The organism is Streptomyces sp. NPDC058662 (genome assembly GCF_042716255.1).
In the GTDB taxonomy this organism is placed as follows: Bacteria; Actinomycetota; Actinomycetes; order Streptomycetales; family Streptomycetaceae; genus Streptomyces.
The window spans coordinates 1-19,425 of the sequence record NZ_JBHXRU010000110.1 but is presented as its reverse complement, the minus strand read 5'-3'; the positions used below and the strand labels follow the sequence as shown (position 1 = coordinate 19,425).

Annotated in this window: 27 protein-coding genes; 2 read left to right on the top strand and 25 right to left on the bottom strand. The window is 67.8% G+C overall.

Translation table 11 applies throughout. The features are described 5' to 3' along the window. Positions 1-1,038: 1,038 nt before the first annotated feature. The 17 genes from ACFWUQ_RS27200 to ACFWUQ_RS27120 form a co-directional block, all read right to left on the bottom strand. Complete coding sequence (locus ACFWUQ_RS27200; RefSeq protein WP_384543159.1) at positions 1,039-1,389, bottom strand: DUF3846 domain-containing protein; 351 nt, start codon at positions 1,387-1,389, stop codon at positions 1,039-1,041. A 210-nt stretch (positions 1,390-1,599) separates the two neighbouring features. After that, positions 1,600-2,022 (bottom strand): hypothetical protein, encoded by a 423-nt coding sequence (locus ACFWUQ_RS27195; protein ID WP_384543156.1) that lies wholly within the window; start codon positions 2,020-2,022, stop codon positions 1,600-1,602. Between the two features lie 367 nt (positions 2,023-2,389). Further along, the gene (locus tag ACFWUQ_RS27190) at positions 2,390-2,821 is read right to left on the bottom strand and encodes a hypothetical protein (RefSeq protein WP_384543154.1); all 432 of its coding nucleotides are present in this window, start codon (positions 2,819-2,821) and stop codon (positions 2,390-2,392) included. A 196-nt stretch (positions 2,822-3,017) separates the two neighbouring features. Further along, entirely contained in the window at positions 3,018-3,515 is a 498-nt protein-coding gene (locus ACFWUQ_RS27185) for a DUF6573 family protein (RefSeq protein ID WP_384543152.1), read from the bottom strand. Positions 3,516-3,614: 99 nt separating this feature from the next. Beyond that, positions 3,615-3,869, bottom strand: a complete 255-nt coding sequence (locus tag ACFWUQ_RS27180) for a hypothetical protein (protein WP_331745491.1) — start codon at positions 3,867-3,869, stop codon at positions 3,615-3,617. Between the two features lie 334 nt (positions 3,870-4,203). Next, positions 4,204-4,752 carry a hypothetical protein gene (locus ACFWUQ_RS27175; RefSeq protein ID WP_384543149.1) on the bottom strand — a complete coding sequence of 183 codons (549 nt, stop codon included), beginning with the start codon at positions 4,750-4,752 and terminating at the stop codon, positions 4,204-4,206. Further along, positions 4,749-5,015, bottom strand: a complete 267-nt coding sequence (locus ACFWUQ_RS27170) for a hypothetical protein (RefSeq protein WP_214943009.1) — start codon at positions 5,013-5,015, stop codon at positions 4,749-4,751. Before ACFWUQ_RS27170 ends, ACFWUQ_RS27175 begins: the two co-directional genes overlap by 4 nt. 65 nt (positions 5,016-5,080) lie before the next feature. Then, positions 5,081-5,452 (bottom strand): DUF3846 domain-containing protein, encoded by a 372-nt coding sequence (locus ACFWUQ_RS27165; protein WP_384543146.1) that lies wholly within the window; start codon positions 5,450-5,452, stop codon positions 5,081-5,083. Between the two features lie 391 nt (positions 5,453-5,843). Next, positions 5,844-6,053, bottom strand: a complete 210-nt coding sequence (locus tag ACFWUQ_RS27160) for a hypothetical protein (RefSeq protein WP_384543144.1) — start codon at positions 6,051-6,053, stop codon at positions 5,844-5,846. Positions 6,054-6,106: 53 nt separating this feature from the next. After that, a complete protein-coding gene (locus ACFWUQ_RS27155; protein ID WP_384543141.1) occupies positions 6,107-6,766 on the bottom strand; it encodes a hypothetical protein in 660 nt (219 codons plus the stop codon). A gap of 91 nt (positions 6,767-6,857) precedes the next feature. After that, positions 6,858-7,511, bottom strand: coding sequence for a hypothetical protein (locus ACFWUQ_RS27150; protein WP_384543139.1), 654 nt, complete (start codon positions 7,509-7,511; stop codon positions 6,858-6,860). Between the two features lie 222 nt (positions 7,512-7,733). Further along, complete coding sequence (locus ACFWUQ_RS27145) at positions 7,734-8,129, bottom strand: hypothetical protein (protein WP_384543163.1); 396 nt, start codon at positions 8,127-8,129, stop codon at positions 7,734-7,736. Positions 8,130-8,274: 145 nt separating this feature from the next. Next, entirely contained in the window at positions 8,275-8,631 is a 357-nt protein-coding gene (locus ACFWUQ_RS27140; protein WP_384543136.1) for a hypothetical protein, read from the bottom strand. A gap of 261 nt (positions 8,632-8,892) precedes the next feature. Then, on the bottom strand, positions 8,893-9,267 hold the full coding sequence (locus tag ACFWUQ_RS27135) for a hypothetical protein (protein WP_384543134.1): 375 nt from the start codon (positions 9,265-9,267) through the stop codon (positions 8,893-8,895). 3 nt (positions 9,268-9,270) lie between these two features. Beyond that, positions 9,271-9,750, bottom strand: coding sequence for a hypothetical protein (locus ACFWUQ_RS27130; protein ID WP_384543132.1), 480 nt, complete (start codon positions 9,748-9,750; stop codon positions 9,271-9,273). A gap of 76 nt (positions 9,751-9,826) precedes the next feature. Continuing rightward, positions 9,827-9,970: a hypothetical protein gene (locus tag ACFWUQ_RS27125; RefSeq protein ID WP_384543130.1), complete on the bottom strand. Its 144-nt coding sequence runs from the start codon at positions 9,968-9,970 to the stop codon at positions 9,827-9,829. A gap of 10 nt (positions 9,971-9,980) precedes the next feature. Further along, positions 9,981-10,253, bottom strand: coding sequence for a hypothetical protein (locus tag ACFWUQ_RS27120; RefSeq protein ID WP_384543127.1), 273 nt, complete (start codon positions 10,251-10,253; stop codon positions 9,981-9,983). A 401-nt stretch (positions 10,254-10,654) separates the two neighbouring features. Between ACFWUQ_RS27120 and ACFWUQ_RS27115 the strand changes: the two genes are divergently transcribed. Together ACFWUQ_RS27115 and ACFWUQ_RS27110 are read left to right on the top strand one after the other, a co-directional pair. Further along, positions 10,655-11,908: a hypothetical protein gene (locus ACFWUQ_RS27115; RefSeq protein WP_384543124.1), complete on the top strand. Its 1,254-nt coding sequence runs from the start codon at positions 10,655-10,657 to the stop codon at positions 11,906-11,908. Further along, the gene (locus tag ACFWUQ_RS27110; protein ID WP_384543121.1) at positions 11,874-13,109 is read left to right on the top strand and encodes a hypothetical protein; all 1,236 of its coding nucleotides are present in this window, start codon (positions 11,874-11,876) and stop codon (positions 13,107-13,109) included. The genes ACFWUQ_RS27115 and ACFWUQ_RS27110 overlap by 35 nt, the downstream gene beginning before the upstream one ends. Positions 13,110-13,142: 33 nt before the next feature. Here the strand turns inward: ACFWUQ_RS27110 and ACFWUQ_RS27105 are convergent, their stop codons facing one another. From ACFWUQ_RS27105 to ACFWUQ_RS27070, 8 genes are all read right to left on the bottom strand, one after another. Continuing rightward, positions 13,143-13,520 (bottom strand): hypothetical protein, encoded by a 378-nt coding sequence (locus tag ACFWUQ_RS27105; protein ID WP_384543118.1) that lies wholly within the window; start codon positions 13,518-13,520, stop codon positions 13,143-13,145. Positions 13,521-14,491: 971 nt separating this feature from the next. Further along, on the bottom strand, positions 14,492-14,818 hold the full coding sequence (locus ACFWUQ_RS27100) for a hypothetical protein (protein ID WP_384543115.1): 327 nt from the start codon (positions 14,816-14,818) through the stop codon (positions 14,492-14,494). Between the two features lie 178 nt (positions 14,819-14,996). Next, the gene (locus ACFWUQ_RS27095; RefSeq protein ID WP_384543112.1) at positions 14,997-15,311 is read right to left on the bottom strand and encodes a hypothetical protein; all 315 of its coding nucleotides are present in this window, start codon (positions 15,309-15,311) and stop codon (positions 14,997-14,999) included. A 175-nt stretch (positions 15,312-15,486) separates the two neighbouring features. Then, on the bottom strand, positions 15,487-16,044 hold the full coding sequence (locus ACFWUQ_RS27090; RefSeq protein ID WP_384543109.1) for a hypothetical protein: 558 nt from the start codon (positions 16,042-16,044) through the stop codon (positions 15,487-15,489). A gap of 250 nt (positions 16,045-16,294) precedes the next feature. Then, positions 16,295-17,692, bottom strand: a complete 1,398-nt coding sequence (locus ACFWUQ_RS27085) for a hypothetical protein (protein ID WP_384543106.1) — start codon at positions 17,690-17,692, stop codon at positions 16,295-16,297. A 106-nt stretch (positions 17,693-17,798) separates the two neighbouring features. Continuing rightward, positions 17,799-18,134: a DUF6409 family protein gene (locus ACFWUQ_RS27080; protein WP_384543161.1), complete on the bottom strand. Its 336-nt coding sequence runs from the start codon at positions 18,132-18,134 to the stop codon at positions 17,799-17,801. Between the two features lie 269 nt (positions 18,135-18,403). After that, a complete protein-coding gene (locus tag ACFWUQ_RS27075; protein WP_384543104.1) occupies positions 18,404-18,529 on the bottom strand; it encodes a hypothetical protein in 126 nt (41 codons plus the stop codon). Between the two features lie 396 nt (positions 18,530-18,925). Beyond that, entirely contained in the window at positions 18,926-19,366 is a 441-nt protein-coding gene (locus ACFWUQ_RS27070) for a hypothetical protein (protein ID WP_384543101.1), read from the bottom strand. Positions 19,367-19,425: the final 59 nt, after the last annotated feature.

Genomic DNA, 19,425 nt, shown 5'->3' with positions numbered 1-19,425 from the left:
GGGGCATAAATGCCCCTTTCGAATTCCGCCTTTCGGCGGAATTCCGCACGAATTCCCCTTCGGGGAATTCGTGGTGGTTCCGGTCAACCCCCTTCGGGGGTTTTGTTGGGCGGGTTTAAATTGCCTTTCGGCAATTCCTAATAGTGGGTTTTGAAAGCCTTTTCAGGCTTTTTGGATTCCCGCGTTGCGGGAATTGATGGGGTGTTGGTTGTGGGGTGGGACCCGCCTGCCGGCGGGTGGGGTGGGGGTGTGGGCCCCTTCGAGGCTTGGGGTGTGTGGGGGTGTTTCGTTGTGGGGGTGTGGCTAGGGTCTGGGGTTTGGTGTCATGTGTGGTGCCTGATTGGGGGGTTGGTGGTGGTTGGGTGGGGGTGTGGGCCCCTGTCGGGGCGTGGGGGTGAGAGGGGGCGTGTGCGGGTGTCCGGGGGTGGGGTGGGGGTGTTCGGGTGCGGGGGTGATGGTGTGTTTTGCTGAGGGGGTTTCAGCGCCCTTCCGGGCGCCGTGTCCGGGGTGGACGCCCTCACGGGCGTCCGGATTCACGGGGAGCGTGTGTGCCTGAATTCTTGGGCGGCCTTACGGCCGAATTCAAGGACCTTGAAATTTGCCATACTCCGCCGTTGGTGATCCGTTCCGATATCTCCGGAGTGCATCACGGACGGACCGTCACACTCTCTGAATCTGATGATACGTCAGGAAATGGAAACCTAATATGAGGACACCCCGGAAAAGAAAAAGGAGGCCCTTCCGGGCCTCCCTCACTCGGCTATCACATCGTCAAAACACCCCGCCACTAACCTACTTCTCGCAGTGGCTACACGCCGATCTCACGCGCCGTCTGCAAATGGCCGCACCGGTTGCAGATGTAGCCGTGGTTCGGATCACTCACTCCTTCGAAGTACCAGGGGGGGACGACGTACCGCCCACTCCGGCAGGACTTGCATCGCCACTTCTTCGGAATGTTCCTACGCTTCGCCATGGCCTTCGTTTCCTGTCCGGTGATGCCGGGGAGCAGCCTTCCGGCTGCTCCCCGCAGGGGTTCTGTCAGAGGTCTGTGAGGCTCGCCAGCAGAGCGAGCACCTTGTCCTTGCTGAGCGGCACGGTCTCGCCCTCTTCGTCCGCTCCTCCGGTCAGCAGGACGGGGCCGTGGTAACTCTGGTAAGTCCGGCCGAAGCGCCGCGCGAGCGCCGTTGCCACCGGGTTGACCGGCTGGGAGTAAAGGCCCTCGTCATCCAGCCACATGTCCAGCTGGTCGGTCAGCGCCACCACGTCCACATTCCGGCAGCGGATCACGGAGTACATGACGGCCAGCCGGTCCCCGCTGTCGGCGGGCAGGTCGACCGGGACGATGTCAGCCTCGGGGGTGATGAGCAGGGCGGACGGCATGATGGTCATGGCGACTCCATCTCTCGCAGGGGTGAGTTTTCGGTGTCAGCCGGTTGCCACCCCGACCAACAAGACAACTATACCACACATTCATCATCGCGTGTGTGGGTCCTTCTTGCCGAGCTGGCGGATCCGCAGAGGTGCGCGCCGCCGATCCGCCTGCCCCCCGACACCGCCCGTGGGGTCCGAAACTGTCGTCCCGCCCGCCTCATCGCCCTCTCAGGCTTCCAGTGCGGGAGCCTCGACGTACTCCACCCCCGCCCCTGCCTCCCCGGTGACAGGGGCGAATTGACGGTAAGTGACGGCCAGCTGAGAGGCGGGGAGCGGCACGGTGTCAAAGTCGAGGATCCGCCAGCCGAACACTCGGGCCGTGCCGTCGGCAGAACCCGTCCGAATCACGGCCTCACCGCCCACAACGACAGCGAGACGCAGGAGGAACATGATGTCTTCGATGCCTTCGGGGTCTACGCCAACCTCCTTGCCTTCTTTGTCGAACGTCACCGCGACGGCCAGGCGTCCCCCGGGGCCGTCTGCGGACATCGCCAGCGTGTGACAACCACCGTCCTCCACCGCGTCGAAGATGTCGCTCATGAGGTCGGAGGCGAGCCACGAGCAGTGGTGCGGGAGCTTGATGACGTGCATGACGATTCCTCTCGGTCTATGCCCGAATCCGGGTCGACCACCGTGCGGCGGTGCATCACCCACCACCATTATGCATTCTCTGTGAATGCATTTCAAGGGGATGCATTATGTTTGGTCGGCACACGCCACAAGGGGAGCCCACGAATGGGATCCCCCAGGTCACCGGACCGCACCTCCCGTCCAGGCATCCGGCTCATCGGCAACCGAATCTGACCAGGCCGGCTGCCCGTAAGCGGGTCAACTCGCCGCTGCCAGCCGGGCCGGCCGCGCAGCCCATGCAGGGCCGAGTGGACGGCGCAGGGCCGCGCCCCGGGCCCGGCCTGCGCATCTGGGTGCGGGCCGCTCCGCCCGCACCCAGAGCCCCAGATCAGACCCTCAGACGAGGCGCAGCCACGTACTCCACGCCCAACTCCGGAGCGATCACCTCACCCGTCCTCGCGTCCATGCAGTACGCGTTGAAGATTTCGGCGGCGTTGAGCGGCTTGGCGTAGAACTCGACGAGCTTCCAGCCGCGCACCCGGGAGGTCTCGTCGGCGAAGTTCGTGCGCATCACCGCGCCCCCGCCGACGGACGCCGCGAGGGTGAGGATCTTCATCGCCTCAAGGGCGTCGTCCGGGTCCAGGTCGGTCGTCTCGCCCTTGCTGTGAAACGGCACGGCCATCCCGAGGGAGTCACCATTCGCCGATGCCGCGACGACGAGCACGTGACAACCGTCCCCCGCCGCATCGAGGAAGCCCATAAACAGCGCGGCGGCGCGCTGGATCTCGTACGGGGTCTGGTTGTACGACGTGATTGCCATGCCGGTTCCTCTCGGTCTGTTTCCGGTTCCCTGGTCGGCTGCCACCACCGACCAACAAGACAACTATAACTCACATTCACCACTTCTGGGGAGGCGGCATGGCTCTTTTCCGGGGAATGTCCGCCCGTGAGAAGGGCTGCGAACACACAGCGCCCCACCCCTAGCCGGGAAGGGGTGGGGCGCTGCTGTCCGGCGGTCAGTCCTCGTCGGGCAGGGAGATGGTGATCACGGGCTCCCTGTCGTCGCCAGGCCCACATGTGACGAGCAGCCATGTCTGCTCGCTCTCGTGGCTCTCTCCGTCGCGCGGGACCCGGTAGAGCTCGACTGTGCAGGACGGCCCGCCGTCGGAGCGCCGGATGGCGTAGTGGGTCATCCAGAGCACGTCCCAGAGGCGGCCCGACTCGTCCTGGTAGGTCTGCCGGTTGTCCTCGTCGGTCCAGGCGACGCAGTCGGCCCACGCGGCCGCGGTGAGCGCCACCGGGACCCCGAACCCGGCCTCGCGGGCGATGTCGTCGCCGACGGCGACCAGGACTCCGTCGGCAAGGGCTTCGGCTCGGCTGTACCCGTGGATGACCTCTCCGAAGAGGTCGGCCACGGAAACGGCCGGCCGCTCCGGCTCGGGGGTCCAGCGCATCGCGTCGGGGCCCAGGCTGTCCGGGTTGGCGGTGCCGTCGATGAGGGTCTTGTCGGTCATGGGCTGCCCTTTCGTGAGCGGTGTTCTCGGCGGCGGCGGGGTGCCACTCCCCGCCGCCCGGGGCGGGGCGCAGCCGGGTGGCTGCGCCCCGAGGGAGGGTCAGGCGTTGGCGGCCGACCGGGTGATGGACGCGCGGCGCACGTGGTGCACCACGCAGGCGTCCGGGTCCTCGGCGAACGGGTCGGTGAGGTGGTAGCGGGTGTCGGCGCTCCCGAGGTGGTCCGCACGTCCGCAGTAGAAGCAGTCGCACAGCCGGGCCAGGTAGAAACCGTGGTGCTCGGGCTTGCTGCCGTGGTAGAGGACCAGGTCGCCGGGCTCGACGAGGTCGAGGGTGCGGAGCAGGGTGTCGGACATGAGTGTCTCCTCACGGCTGTGCGTGGATTCGGTTTGTGATCGACCGCCACCGCCGACCAACAAGACAACTATAACACACGTGAATCACTTTTGGTATCCTCATCAGCCCGCCCACCTGGGTGAATTGGCACCCGCCCGTCTTCCGCCGGCGGCGTAGGCGCCGCCGGTGCTTCTCCCGTGGCCGTGGCCGGCGTGGCTGGAGCATGCCGCGGCCGGCGCGGAGGGTGCGGGAGGGAGTCCGCCACGGGCTGCCCGGTACACCTGCCGACCGGAACACGAGTGCGCCCCCACCGTGCGGCAGGGGCCACGGTGGGGGCGCAGGGTGGGAGGGCGTCTAGCCGGTCGTGACGCTGGCGCGTACGGCCGCGACGGCGGCGGCAGTGTCGGCGGCCAGGTCGGGGGTGTGAGAGTCGTACAGGACGGTGAACTCGACGCCGTCCTCGTCGTAGACGCAGGCGAGCCAACCGGCGTGATCCGTCAGCGGGTAGTCCACCTCGGCCTCGTGCCTGTCCTGGCCGGTGAGCAGGACCTCGCCGCCGTCGGGGGTGGGGACGGCGATCCAGGAGCAGACAGAGCCCGGGTGTGCGCCCCTGGTGGCTTCGATGCCCGCCTCGGCCAGGACCCGCTGGAGGTACTCCCCGGCGGTGTCTTCCTCGGCGTAGCCGAAGTCGCGGCAGAACGCGTAGGCCAGGTCCGCGGCGGTGTCCGGGTCGGGGGCGTTGAACTCCTCCGCCCACCGGGTGAAGTCCTCCTCGCTGGTGGCCAGCAGCTCGACTTGGTCGGCGAAGGTGCCCGCGACCACGGCCACAATGAGCAGCTCCGTGCGGTCGACGTCGAGGGTCAGGCCGATGACGGTGTACGTCTGCGTCTCGGTGGCGGTCATGCGATCAGCCGGAAGCTCGCGGCGTCGACCGCCTGGGCGCCCAGGTCTCCGAGGAAGGCGGCGACGACGTAGGCGCCGTTGTCGCCTCCCCAGAGGGTCTCGGGGGTCTCGCCGTCCTCCTCGGCGCGCCACGGGAAGGTTTCCAGCACGGCGGCGGCCGCGTTCGCCTTGGCCTCCTCGAAATCCGCTCCCTCGGCGACGACCGCGAACGAATCGGCGAGATCCCAGACTTCGTACCAGTCTCCGATGATGGTGTATTTCACGGGTTTTCCTTTCGTCGAATTCGAGGGCCCCGGAATTCGGTTCCGGGGCCCGGGGTGACCTGCGCTTAGCGGCGCGGCCGGGGGACGTCGCGGTGACGGCTGAAGTAGCGGTCGACGAGCATGAGCGCCTGGTCCTCGGTGAGGCCGAGCAGCGCTCCGCCGCGCGTGGATCCGGTGAAGACGGCCACGCCGCAGACGGGGTTGGGGTTGGCCTGGTAGGCGCGGAGGAGCTGGCGCGCGGGGGCGTTGGCGGGGAGGCCGTGAGGGACGGCCAGCTCGTCGGTCCACATGATCAGCTGGGTGGTCAGGTCGACGGAACGGACCTGGTCGGCGCCGAGCGCGTCCTGCGGGCAGGTGTCGGCGTCCCAGTCGAGCAGGCTGAATCCGCCGGTGGGCTCGACCCGCAGGGCGTAGCCGTCCTGAAGGAGGGTGGGCATGGGGGTCCCCTTTCCTGGGAGTTGGTTTTCGGTGCGGGTCGACTGCCACCGCCGACCTACGATTCAACTATACCAACTACACGTCACTTCAGGAACGTCGCAGGCCTCTATTTCCCCTGTTCAGCGGCATGCCCGAGGGCCGCCGGCGGAGTTCGCGCGCACGCCGCCGGCCCGTCCTGAGCCCCAGGGCGCCGGCGTCGAAGCGGCCGGCGGCGGGCCGGAGCCGACCGCGGTGGAGGCTCCCCGGCCGGGCCGGCGGCGCGCCGGCCGCGTCCACAGGCCTGGAGGGAACGCCCGGCTGCCCCCACGGCCGGCGAGATGTCCTGCGGCCGGGCACGACTGCGCCCCGGCGCAGCTGGGGGCCGTGCCGGGGCGCGAAGAGGTGCGGGGGCTATGCGGTCAGCGTCCAGGGGCCGCTCAGTCGCGGCGGGCCCGGCTGGTGGGGGTTGAGGTCGACGACCACGTCACCGTCGTCCGTGTGGACGGTGAAGACCGTGGCCCAGGACGTGGGGTCGCACTGGAGAGCCAGCGCCGCGAAGGCGGCGTGTACGGGCGTGTCGGCGTCGATCTCGACGTTCCAGCTGATGCTGTACTCCGGCATGTGCTTCGTGCCTTCCTGGGCGCCCTCAGCGCCCGTGTGCGGTCGTGGGAGGTCTAGGCGGCGAGGGTGAGTGCGACGTCGTCCAGGCTGCGCTCGTTGATGGTGACGCCACTGACGGGGTCGAGGTCGTCGAGCCAGAGGTCCTCGTTGTCGGCGAGGTAGCCGTGGAGGGCGCTCGGGTTGTTGGCGATGTACGCGGGGAGCTGGACCTCGGTGGTGAACTCGTAGGTGACCTCCTCGGTCACGGTCAGGGCGAGGCGCGCGGTCACTTCCCGGTCGTGGCCCTCGGGCTCGGGCGCGTCGGCGTTGACCACGAGGCACAGCAGGGCCGCCGTGTCCTCGTACGGGTCGGCCTGCTCCTGGGCGGCGTCGGGGAGCCGGCCGAACGGGGTGCCGAGGCGGTCGAGGTCGCGTAGGACCTGAAGCAGGGCCAAAGGGTCGCGCGGGTCGGTCCTGCCCCAGGCCGTCCGCAGTTCAGGGTTGGTGACCTCGGGGAGCCGGGCCAGGTCGTCGAAGTCGCACTGCGTGCCGCCGGCGGCGGTGCGGAGGCTGTCGAGGTGGAGTTCGCCGGAGCGGGCGTCGCGGCGCAGCACCAGGTAGGCGGCATGCGGGTGCATGTGGGCGAGGGTGGCGGTGAGGGTTCGGGTCAGGCCCTGTGCCTGGTCCTGGGCGGCTTCGAGTGCGTCCTGGCACTGCTGAAGGGTGGTGTGCATCGTTCCTCCTGGGGGGTGTGGAGGGCCGGCGGTACCGGCCGGCCGTCGGCTGGGAACCCCTCCCCCGGCGCCGGGCCGGGGGAGGGGCGGGTCAGGCGCTGAGGAGCTGGTTGCCGGTGCGCTGCCAGTACCCGGCGGGCGCGCGGTCCGCGCGGCACTCGTAGGTGCCGTAGGCGGTCACCTCGAACTCGTCGTCACAGACCAGGACGCGGGCGTCCGGGATGAACTCCAGCGTCTTGCTGTCGGCGGGGAAATCCCTGAAGCCCTGAAAGCGGTGGGGGGTGTTCAGGAACCAGTAGACGTCGCCGCGTTCCAGGTCTGTGTAGCGGACGCTGACGGTGTCGCCGGGGTGGAGCTTGCACCAGGTGCGGACGCCGAGGTCTGCGCAGATGTCCTTGACCCGCGCGTAGAGGACGTCGAAGGCGTCCGGAGCGATGCCCAGGGCGTGGTCGGTCTCGCCGCTCGGGCCGGTGAAGTGGACAGGGCCCCGGACGTCGAGGCCGTCGAAGCCGTAGCGGGCGGCGAGGTGCTGCGCCACGGTGTTGGGGGCGCCCTGGTCGCCGGGGTGGTAGTGCATGTCCGTCTCGGCGTCGAGCGGAACGGTGGAGTAGGCGCCGGGGCCGGAGAAGAGGCCGGTGAGCTCCCACTCGATGTGGGGGTCCCCGAAGGACCACGCCACGAGGTGGTCGGGGTGGAGGGTGCCGAAGCAGCTGAATTCGTGCGGGTGGGTGAAGTCCAGGGGCATGCGGTTCTCCAGGGTGTGTGGGTTTCCGGTTTCGGTCGACTGCCACCGTCGACCACAAGACAACTATAGCATTCACTCATCACATTCGGGAAGTCCTCGGACCTGTTTTCGCTGCTCAGACCACCCGAGTTCGCCGCTCCCGCTACGCAGAACTGGCCCCGCCCTGAATTGGGCGAGGCCAGTCGGTTGTCGGCTTTCAGGCCGTCGGCGCGGCCGTGGTGGTCAGCTGGCGGAGCACTTCGAGCGGCTGCTCGGCTCGCGCCAGCCGGGCAAGGCGGGCGCGCTGCTCCCCAATGCCTCGGCACCCGGCGAGCGGCTGCAGGGTGTCCGGGCGCAGCTGCGTGACGGCCTGGACGTAGGCGCGGCCGCGCCGAGGGCGACGACCGGCCGCGGGCCGGGCAGGATGCCGAGCTGGGCCGCCTGGCCGGCGAGCAGCTCGGTGGTGGCGGAGCCGGGCTGGCCCTTACGCAGGTCGTACGGGAAGAGCGGCTCGTCGAGCGTGACGAAGCCGTGCTGCGCGGAGAGGACGACGACGCCTCCGGTGGCGCCGGCGAGGCGCTCGGCTGCCTGCCGACACAGGAGGTGATAGCTGCCTGTGTAGAGGTCGCGGGCCGGCAGGGCTGTCCTTGGTGGGCGCCTTGGCGCCGCTGCGGGGTGAAGCGCGCCAGTTCGCAGATTCCTGAGCGCGCCGAAGCCGGAACCCGCGCGTGGTTCGCCGTTGCGGGGAGCGGGTTCCTGGCGTCATCGCCCAGCGTTTGGGCCGCTAGGTCCTGGCCTTGTGGTGCTCTCTGAACCAGTTCAGGATCCCTCGGGCGTCCTTGATCACCTTCGTTGACGTCCTCCTCAGCCCGTCGTCGTCCTGGTATTCGTAGTCCTCGCGGATGCCGACGTCGTCGGTGAACGTGTAGGTGAACGTCTCGCGCATTGTGTATTTCCCGTCGGAGCCCCAGCCGTCACGGGTCCTGGGGTGGGGCCTGACAACGCGTCCCCTGTAGGTCTTGTCGTACTCGTCGAGGAAGTTGCCCAGGAACATCGCCTCGTCATCCGTCAGGCGCGTGCCGGAGATGTTCAGATGCTCGCCGATGTAGTCGCGGAGCCGCTTCTTCTCGTGTCGATCCACGTGTCCCTCCCTGTTCCTGTCCGGTGTCCCCGGACGGCTACTCAGAACGATATTGATCAGTCGGACGGTTGGTCCGGTGAAGCTGGAGATGGGCGGCGATCTCCGGTTCGGGTTCAGCGGGGGAGTGCGGAGGTCCGCCCGGGGTGGGCAGCGGCGACGTAGCGCATCGGGCGCGCGGTCGCGCTTCGGGGCCGGTGTGGCAGGGGGCGCCGAGGCGGGACGGCGGCCGCTGTGGGTCCGCCGCCCCGCCGGTGGGATGGTTCAGCTGTTGGGCGGCAGGAACTGGCGGTCCGGCTCGACGCGCCAGGTCAGGCCCGGGAACAGGCGGCGGACCTGCCGTTCGGCCCAGGGCCGGACGGTGTCCCAGGCCTGCTGCGTCGGCTCAGTGGCCCAGGTGTGCCAGCCCTCCGCGCAGTTGGCGATCTGCTCGCCGAGCGCGGCCATGAGGGTCTCGGTGGTGATCTCCTCGGGCAATTCCGCGTTGCTCTCAGTGGTCATGGCGTAGGCCTCGTAGAGGCGTTCGGCGAGGGTCTCGCCGTCGAGGTTGTGCACGGAGGTGACCTGGAGGACGGTGCCACGGCCCTCCGGGTCGAGAACCAGGCAGGTGGAGGGCTGGGGCGCGGTGTTGATGGGCACGGCTCAGGCAGCCAGCTCGAAGCGGCTGGGGCGTTCGCCGCCGCAGTTCGGGCAGGGCTCGGTCTCGTGGAAGTACCAGCTGCTGCACTCGCAGTCCCAGGTGGAGATGGACCACGTCCACTCCCAGCCGCCGATGCCGTAGAGGCCGTCCTCCTCCCGAGGGTTGATGACGGAGGTGACTTGGGCCGGGCCCTCGTCTTCGAGGTACATCCAGCGGATGTGGAGGACGACCGCTCGCGGGGCGCCGTTGCTGTCCGTGCCGCCGTCGATGACGTGGATGGTGTCGGCGCAGTCGTAGCCGTACTTGGCGGCGTCCTTGAGGGTCTCGGCGGAGAGCAGGCGGACGGTGTCGAGGGTGAAGAATGGGGAGACGAAGCCGTTCCAGCGGTCGGCCGGGTCGACGACGGCGGGGTAGGCGGGGATTCCGTCGATCGTGACGCGGGTGCGGACGGAGCCGGTCTTCGGGGAGGACGATCGGGTCATGACTCTCCTGGGTGTGAGTTCGGTTGGGTTGGTCGGCTGCCACCACCGACCATGAGACAACTATACCCGACACTCATCACTTCCATGGCAGGTGCAGCCCCCAGATCGCCGAAATCCCGCAGCTCAGCAGCCCTCCGGCGCGGCCGCCCGGAACGTCCGGGACGGCCTTGTCCGGCGGGGCGGCCCCGCCGTCGGTGGCGCAGTCCCGCGCCTGCACCACCCTCCGACGGTCAGGCAGCCAGCGCCAGGGCCAGCCGGCGGAGGTAGTCGGCCGCGGCTTCCTCGCCGACGTGGCGCCGCAGCGCATCCCCGCGCGCCCACACCAGAGGGCCTTCCTCCGCCTCGACGCGGGCGGCCTCGGCGACGATCTCGGCGACGCTGAGCTTCTCCCGGAACTTGTGGCCGATGTGCTCCTCCAGGGCGACGTACCGGGCGGGCAGGTCCAGGCCAAGGGCCCAGCACAGCCGTACGGCGCGCACCAGGACGTCCCGGCCAGCGAGCACGCAGAACACGCAGCTCAGGCGGGGGATGACCGCGTCGTAGACGGGGTGGTACTCCAGGGCGGCGTCGGCGATCTTATTGGTAGAGGCGGATATCAGAAGCTGCGCAATGCCCCCAGAGACACGCAGTGGGAGCCGCGGGTGGAAGTCCGCTCGGGCGGGCGTCTGACGGCTCGTGAGCGCCTCTGCGGGCGAAGCAGCCGCGGAGGCCGGGATGGCCCAGGGCCTGGCGGATGGGTGCTGAAGAAACAGCTGAGAGCGGCGGCCCCGGCGCTCTAGGATGATGAGCCACGCTGAGGGGTAAGGGGGCGGGTGTCGTGACGACGGCTGGGCAGAATGACTCTGTCGCGACGGAGCGTCGGTTGGGGCGGGCAGTCCTGTTTCTGCAGCAACAGGCTCCCCTGGTGACGAACAACGTCGTCCGGGCTGATATTGCAACGCTGCTCTTGGCCGGCCAGGCAATGGACTTCGCTTCCCGCATGCACGGATACGGCAGGATTACCAACCGGGCGGCTATCCGACAGTTCGCAAGGTTGGCTGGGATTCCTGAGGCTGTCCTAACGCTCCAGGTTCTCCCGCAACTAAAGCAAGTAGGTGTGATCGACTTCGAAGTTGAATCCGACGGGACAGTCAAGAGTATCGAGGAGTTCGTCGGGGTCTCCGGAACGGTAATTCAGCAGACCTTCAGGGTATTGGACACACTGAAACCGTCCGAGGAAGAGCTGGCCCTTCTTCACAGCATCGAGATCGCATCATGGGCACCGCTCACCAAGACCCAACACCTTGACCAAATCGTGAAGCGAGGGATCTCGGACGCCGCCGCCCTCCGAGGATTCGAACTCTCCCTGGCAACGTCGATCAACCGCCGAGTTCGATCAAGCGATCTGAACGAAGAAGTAGTCTTTAACCCTCACGTTTGGGGTACCAGTCAGGTCCAGATTGCCTCATTCCTTCGCAACCTTCCCCCGGGAGAGCGTGACGCCCTCCTCTCTATCTGCGAGCAGGCGACAACACGACCGGGATCCACCCTTGACTCGGTCGGCGGGGACGCCAGCATCCTTAAGAGTGCCCGTAAGGTCGGATTGATTCAGACCGGCACGGTGAAGTCAAACGCTTCCGGGACGTCGCTCCGGCAGACATACGTCTTCTCCCCGCTTGTGCAGACCAAAGACGACCAATCGACGACTACTGAGGCATTGCACCTGCGTAAGCTCTTCATCGCCCATATCCTCTTCGGGCGTGAGAAGGCCATGCTGGGCAGAGGCCGGATCAATGATCCGGTAGTGCTCGTCTCGAAGCTCCTCAATGCTGGCTCAGTCGGTCCTGCTACCAATATCGGCACCGACTATCATCTTTTGGAAGCCGCCGGCGTCGTACGTGTTGAGGAACTCCCCAACGGGCGGGCCTTCCTCAGGCTGATCAAGAAAGAGATCATCAGTGATGGTCTCGACTGGCTCAAGGCGAGTGTCGGGAGCATTCCCGGAGGGTCTTCCTCTCTTAAGGTGGAAAACGCCCCCGGGCTGTTCGTCACTCCGGAGGAAGACCGCTCCAAGCTGACGGACGACGCGGCCAGTGACGAGATCACGACCTCCGCGATTCTTGAACTGAGGAAGGAGGTCCAGCGTGCAGTCAGGCACGAGAGCCCGTTCGGGCGGTAGCAGGCCTGCGGCGCCCAAGGCACCTCAGGCCGGCGAACTACTGGAAGCGCGGGTTGCCCAGCTCTGGTTTTGGGAGGGGTTCTATTCGCGGTATGGAGTCAATCTTGAGCGGCATTATCAAGAGCCGCTTGTGGTGACCGACCTCGACCTCTTCGCCTTTGACTTCACGCCTCACCTTTCCCAGGTAAAATACATCGGGGAAGTGAAATCCGGCACGGGCAAAAACACCGAGAAGCCGCTTGATCGCATCGTCTGGCTTCGCGGGCTCCGCGAGCTTGTCGGTGCCGATGCCGCAGAGCTCACGATGGCCAGGGGTATCACTGGCCGCATCAGGCACCTCGGTCGCAGCCTTGACGTAACTGCGCAGAGTCTTGAGGACTTCGAGCGCCGCGAGGGCAACGCCGTCGGAAGACTGACAGATCTCGGAGCGCATGGCGTTGGCGCCCTTCACCTTGAGCGAGAGATCCGCGACTTGTGCCGCGGAGAAGCGGCACTGGATCGGGCCTTCAAATTCCTCCGCGGGGAAGTGCTGTTCCTCGAACCCTTCTTGGCCATTAAGCAGCTGATTGATCTGCTGCAGGGTATTGGTCAACATTGGACCCCGCGAATTCAGGACGATGAAGCCCGAGTCGTCAGGTGGCTGGCAGCTGAAAGTGTCAGCATCCTCACTCTGAAACTCGTGGCAGCTGCTTCCACTGCCGTCACTGTTAATCGCAGCGACTGGGAGGGTCTTGTTTCTGAGCGCCTGGCGGAAGGCGCTATCCCCATGCACGAGATGAGGAAAATCTCGGACGCCGTAGACAAATATATGGCTGGCGTACTCGCTGCTGCAAAGGTTGCGCCCGAGATTCGCACCGAGGCTATTGGTGCATTCCTTCCCGAACCACCGCAATACGCTAGCTCGTTGGCGGAACTCTGCTGGAGGCTCAAGAGTGATGCCCCAGTTGCGCGTGCGCTTCCCCGCCAGCTCGACCTCTTCCTTTTCGAGCGATTGGTCAAGGGTAGGGACATTGATCCGCTCGTGGCCGGGCGTTTGGGGCTCGGTCGGGACTCGTTCGGCCATATGCGCCGGTTGATCGCGGCTTTCCTCCGGGCATGCGATGCGAGTTTTGACGAACTGGAGCGCGTCCTGACGAGCGGGATGGTATCCGGAGGCGCTTCCAGTGTCGAAAACCAGGACGGCGATTCGGCGTCTTCTTGAGCTAAAGGTGGGATCGCTCTGAGTCCAGTCGGACTAGAAGGCAACCGGGGTTCCTCCGGTTCGGGATGCTTGCCAGGCTCGTTGTTCTCGCACCCAGAGCATGGCCTTGGAGATGTTTTCGGCAGCGATTTGTTTCGTGCGGGGAGGCAGGAATCTCGCCTGCATGTATGCGTGATACGTAGCATTGAGCATGTGCTCAACATCTGCCAGGCCGTGAATGGGACCCCAAAATGACGGATACTGTGCGGTCTTCACCCAGTTGAGGTAACCCGATGCCGTGTAGAGAGCCGTCAGGCCTTCGCCTACTGCGTCTCCGATCCCGTCCAACATCTGCTTCTGAATATCGCCCGATGGATTATATCCCTCGTAGTTCTTCCAGCCGGTGGCCTCTTTCGGAAGATTAAAACTCATGCCAGACGGAGAGGCGGGTTGCGTGATTGATTGTGGCGGCCATGGTGGAATCAAGCTGGGTGATGGAGGGGGTGCCTTTGTAGGGTCCAGATAGGCCCCAAGTTCAGCTTTCCACTGCTCCGGGTTCGGGGCTGGATAGTTCGCGGCGATGACGTCAGCTGTGGACGGGACGAAGGTCGGTGTAACAGGCAGTGGGTTCTCTCTCTGCAACCGCTCTACTCGCTGTTGGACGATCCATGCGCGGTCTCCGGGGCTAAGCATCGGAGTCGCTGGTGGAAGTCGCTGACCCCTGCGAGCTACTGCTGTCCTGAGGAACCCATACAGGAAGTGTGATCTTTCCGATTTCCCCAATGACTTCGGCCCACGAAGAGACCGGCACGGCCGGCGTTAGGTCGAGATCTCGACCCAAGCTACCTTGCGAGAGGCGGAGGGCGATCGCAGCTTCATGGTGCGGCAGCTCCACCACTCCGAACAGATCGTAGGATCCGGTAGTGAGCAGAAGGACATGCGCCTGGCCCCCCAGGTCATTGACCGCCTGAACAAGCGGGTCGATTGCGTACCCTCCGGCTACGAGCCCCGCCGCCGTGCTGGAGGGGTCATCCTTCCCTTGCAATACATACAGGCCCATGGGGGTCCTCCACGTGGCTGGAACCAGGGTTCGTGGTCCGCTCGCGACGAGACCGAGGGTATTCACGAATTCCTGCAAGGTGTGGGACGACCCGCAGAGTACGGCGTTGAACGCTTCGTGTGTCGAGCCTGGATGCAACGCCAGATGCGCAACACGGGCTCGGCCGACAAGATCCGAACGAAACAGCCTTAGCAGGCCCGCAATCGACGAGTAATGGATCAGCTACTTGCGCGATGTGGTCCCTCGGCGGGCCACCTCGGCCGCATAAGCAGCCCACTGGCCGCCGGCCTTCCATCGGTCAACGGAAGAGATGCTGATCCCCAAAAGTCGGTTAATCACGGCTTCAGGCAGGGTCGCGGTGAGGTCTCGCAGAGCGGCGTGCTGGCTGGCGCGTGCTGTGATCCCGGCGGTTGGCCGCGCGGGCGGCGGTGAAGGTCCGGCGGACCTTGGCTCGGGCCTCCTGCTCGCGGTGGACGAGACCGGCATGCGCTGCATGCGCGGCCGCCAGCTCGTCGGCGTCGTCCTGCGGGTCGCGGGTGCTGCGGGTGTGCGCGGCAGCGGCGGCCTTGGCCGCCCTGGCGCGGGCCCGGTCGGCGGCGGTGTACGCGGCGTCGGCCTGGTGGGCGCGCCGGATCCCCTCCAGCAGCCGGCGGCGGGTGTTCATGTCCATGGATCTCCTCGCGGTTCGGGGTGGTGAGTTCGGCGCCGGGCGGCTGCCACTGCCGCCCGGCAGGGTCGATTGGTCGGATCAGAGATGCGGCTCAATGCCGCCCCGAAGGCGACGACCGAGGGTTTCGGTAACCCAGGTGCGCACCTTCGAACCGCCACCTACTCTGTGGCGCCGTTCATCACCTTCGGGAGCGGCTGCGGTTGGGGTCGTTGGCCCGCACTACGCCTGGAGCGAGGGCATCGAGGGCCTCGCCCATGAGACGCCCACCGTGAAAGCGCTTACGCATCTCCTCGGGCCCGCACTCCTGCCAGTGGGCCAGCGTCGCCCGCTCACCAGACGACTCAGCGTCATGCGAGCCGGTGATCGCTTCGTCTGCTGCATCACCCCGGTCGAGGTGGATGTAGGGCGCGCAACCGTCAGCAACGTCGGAGGCATCGGTCTCTTCAATGAAGAAGTGGCACTTGGCGCACTTCTCGTAGACGACCTCGTTCATCTCAACCTCCTTGCGGTGGTGATCAAACCTCGCGGCCATCCGCGAGGCGGTACAGTCCGGGCGCCTGCAGGCGTGGAGGGGGGCCTGGGCCCCGCCGAGGTGGCCCAGGGTCCGGCGTCCGGCCCGGAACAAGGCTGGACGCCGGGGCGCGGGGCGCTTCGCGTCGCGCGATGCCCTACTGAGCGACGGTCGGCCGGTTGCAGGGGCGGGCGTTGTCCACGGCGACGGCGGCCGCGAGGCGGGCCCAATTCACGTGGAGCTTGAATGCGGCTTCCAGGTAGAACGCCGTCGCCTCCGGCCGCTCACCGGCTCCCGTCAGGCGGCGCTCGTGAAGCAGCTGGAGGGCAACGCGCAGGTGGATCTCCCGTGAAGCGAGCTGGGCGCTGACGGGGTGCAGGAGCCGGGGCAGTTCGAGGGTGCCGAACACGGCGCTGGTGACGTACTGGCCGAGGCAATCGGGGAGCCCGGTCGCCTTGTTGTGGGCGATGACGTCTTCGGCGATGGAGAGGAGCAGGGAGGCGTCGAAGGGGATCGTGTTGGTGATGACGACACCGTCCAGGATTGGGGGGAGGTCGGTCTCGAAGGCCAGCGCGACGTCGTCGAGGAGTTCGGCGACCGTGGTCAGCGCTTCCTCGGCCGGGTGGAACACGCTCCTGCGTCGGGCGATACCGGCGATGGCGCGGGCACGGGCAGCTGCGTGCAGGGCGTTGGGGAGCGGCGTGCTGATGATCATGTCTCTCCGAAGGGTCCGAGGATGTGTGTCCGGTGCGACCGACTGCCACCGTCGACCAGAAGACAACTATACTCGCCATTCGTCACATCGCAAGAGAGTCCCGCTGTGGTTCCTCACAGAAATCCGCACACGACACCGGGGATGTTGCGGATGGCCCTTGGCAGCGCGCCGCCTCGGCGCGGCACCCCGGACGCGCGATGGCGGCGTAGGGGAAGGAGACCGCCCGGCCCGTGGGGCCGGGCGGGGGCCGTCAGCAGGCAGCCTCTGGGTCCTCGGCCGCCAAAAGGGGCTCCCACTCCAGGGAGCGCGCGGTCTTGCGGGACCGGCCGTCAACGGCGACGGTTACGCCGTCCCGGTACGCCCGGGCGCCGGCCATCCGTACGTCCACCGCCTCGACGGTGCCGGTCTGGCCGCTGGCCACGTGCCGGACCCGCTCGCCGACGGTGCGGACCAGGTCCGCTTCGCGCAGACGCCGCGCGCCGAGCCGGTGTCCCGCCTGCTGGACCAGGCGGCCGCCGCGGGTGGCCAGGGCGGCCGCGAAGGCCGCGTCGGAGTCGGGGGCCTCGACCCGCAGGAAGGTGCGGCCCTCGGGCAGGCCGGTGTGGGTGATGGTCCAGGTGTCGGTGATCGCGCCCCGGGCCTGCTCGGCGGCGGCGCCCTGCGCGGCTGCGGCGTCCAGGGTCGGCACGTGGCAGACGAGCAAGTACGAGTGGTCACCGGGTTCGACGAGCCAGCCGTCGGTGCGCTCGAACAGCTCCTTCGCGACGTTCAGCGCGGCCAGGGGCGGCCGCCCGTCGGCGCTGGTGGTCAGCCTGCCGCCCTCGACCCAGCCGACGGCCAGGCGGCCGCTGGTGCCGTCCGGCCGGACCCAGTAGCCGGCCACCTCGCCGAGGTCGTCGGGGCCGGTGACGTCGGCGAGCGGCTGTCCGGACAGGGCGGTCACCGCGGCGGCGGCCGCCGGGTGTTCGGCGTCCTGGGGCAGTACGCCCGTACCGGCCGCCGGAGGGGCCTCGGCCGGGCCGACGGCGGGCGGCGGAACGTGGACGGCGTTCCAGGAGCCGGGGCCGTACTCGGTGAGCTTGACGAGGCCTGCGGCGTGCAGGCTCCGGACGGCGGTGAGGTTGTGCCCGTATCCGGCGCCGATCGCGCCGTCGCGCTTGACGACGGCGTACGCCCGCCGCTGCGGCTCGGTCAGGGCGTCCTCGGCACGCTTGCGGTTCTCCTGGGCGTTCAGGAACTCGGCGCGCTCCTGGGCGCTGGCCTCGCTCTGCCAGTCGCCCGACACGACCAGGCCGGAATTGTTGACGACGTCGAAGCCCCCGCCCGCCGCCGGGCGGACGGAGTACAGGGCGAGCGGCGCGCGCTCCTCGGCCGGGGCCGGCCGCGCCTCGGCGGGCGTCCGGGCGGGGGTCGTCTGACGAGTGCGGACCGGCTTGGCCTGGACGGTGACTTCCTCGACCGCGATGTTCTTCCAGCCCGCGCGCTCGGCGGTCCGGGCCGCCTTGGCGACGTTGGCCGCGGACATCGACCAGGTGTGCACGATGCGGCCCTCGCCCTCGCGGCGATCGACGGTGACCGCGTGGGTGTAGTGGCGGGTTTCGCTAGTGCGGGTGCAGCCGGTGGAGGCGACGAAGGTGGTACGGGCCATGACGGGGCTCCTTGGGCGTGGGGTGTGTTGTCGGTGCCGGTCGGCTGCCACGGCCGACCAGCTAGGGGGAGGGCCGGGGGCGGTGGGGCCGCCCCCGGCATCGGGCCTACTGGCCCAGGCGGATCGCGCGCTTGCGAACGCCCGCCTTCTGGATCCGGTACCGCGCCTTGGAGAACTGGTCGAGGTCCCGCAGCCACCGGTGGAGGCGGATCAGCGTGCGCTCGGACATGTCGTCGACCGTGCCCACCACGGTGGGCTCGCCGACGAACGCGAATCCGAGGGTCCTCGGCGCGAACGAGGGTGCGCCGAGCGTGTAGAACCACACCTTGTATCCAGCCTTCGGGTCGTTCTCGTTCCAGAGGCCGACAACGATGGCCCGGCGCTCGCCGGTGTTCTTGCCCTCGTCGTAGCGGGGGGTACGCACGACCGTGCCCGGCTCCAGAACGGTCTGGACGGTGGAGCGAGAAGGACCTCCTCCGCGAGGGGGGCGCCGGGCTGCACCTTGAGGGTGATCGCGTGGCCGTCGGAGAGGCGGATCCGGGCGAAGCCGTGTCCGGTCCCCTCGGCCACGACGGCGTCGAGTCGGGACGTGCTGAGGGTCTGCATGCTCATGAAGTGCCTCCGAGTTGCGTGGTTCCAGGGGAGGTCGGCTGCCACTGCCGACCCACAAGACAACTATACACACAACTCATCACTTCGCAAGGAGGGCGGTCACTCGATCAGGGCCACGCTCCCGGCGACCTTCGCCCGGTGCAGCGGTGCCGGGCCGCTGGCCGACCGCCGGCGCGGAGCCAGTTTGGGCAGCTCGCGCAGCGGCTGGAAGCGATCGGATGCCACCCCCGACCATCGAGACAACTATAAGCGTCATTCATCACGGATGTCGAGCGATTCCACGCTGAAGGTTCCGATCGCGCCTCAAACCTGACGCAACGTCAGATTCGTGGGCCGGGACGGCCCCACCTCGCCGCCACACTGCGAGAGGTCCGCGCAGCAGAATGCTCCCGACAGCAAGCAGGATCGGTCAGCGGGATGCGGCCGCCGCGCGCCCGCCCCGGGGCCTGCAGACCACCCGCACGCAGTAGGTGACCCACTCAGGGCCGGCGGGCGGCCGCCGGCGCGCACCCCGCACGCTGGACCCCGCGCGTGTTGACAGCCAGGCGCAGGGTCCTACCGGAGCGGGGCACCTGCCCTCCAGGCCAGGGGCGGCCAGCCGCCCCCGGCCGTGTGCACGCTTCAGGGCCGTCCGGCGCTCAGTGTCAGCTGCCGAGCCGCGTCGGGCGTCGCGTAGCGGTTGGCCTCGATCTCCACAAGGCAGGCGGGAACCTCGCCCGGGAAGCGGAACTTGGGTGTCGGGCGGAGGGCCGCCGCCCACGGGGACGCGTGGGACACAAACGTCCCGCGCTCGGCCCGCCGGAGGATCGCCCGCGCCCGAACCGCGCCCTGCTCTTCCATCCACCGTTTCCCCACCCGCTCCGAGGCCGCCTCAGCGGCAACAACCGCAGCCCGGTAAGCGGGAAGGTTGGCCCCGCGCAGCTGCGCGAGCTTCACCTTGACTGCCTTGGTATGAGCGGATTCGAGCTGCGCCACGGTGCGGATCCGGCCCTCCACCTTCGTCCGGACCCGGTGATCGACACCGGCGACGCGCACGGTCGTCTCCCGGAATTGGTCTGCCATGACTACTCCTTGACAGAAGCTGGCCAGTTCACTTACCCCTGGCCGAGTTGGATTCGGCC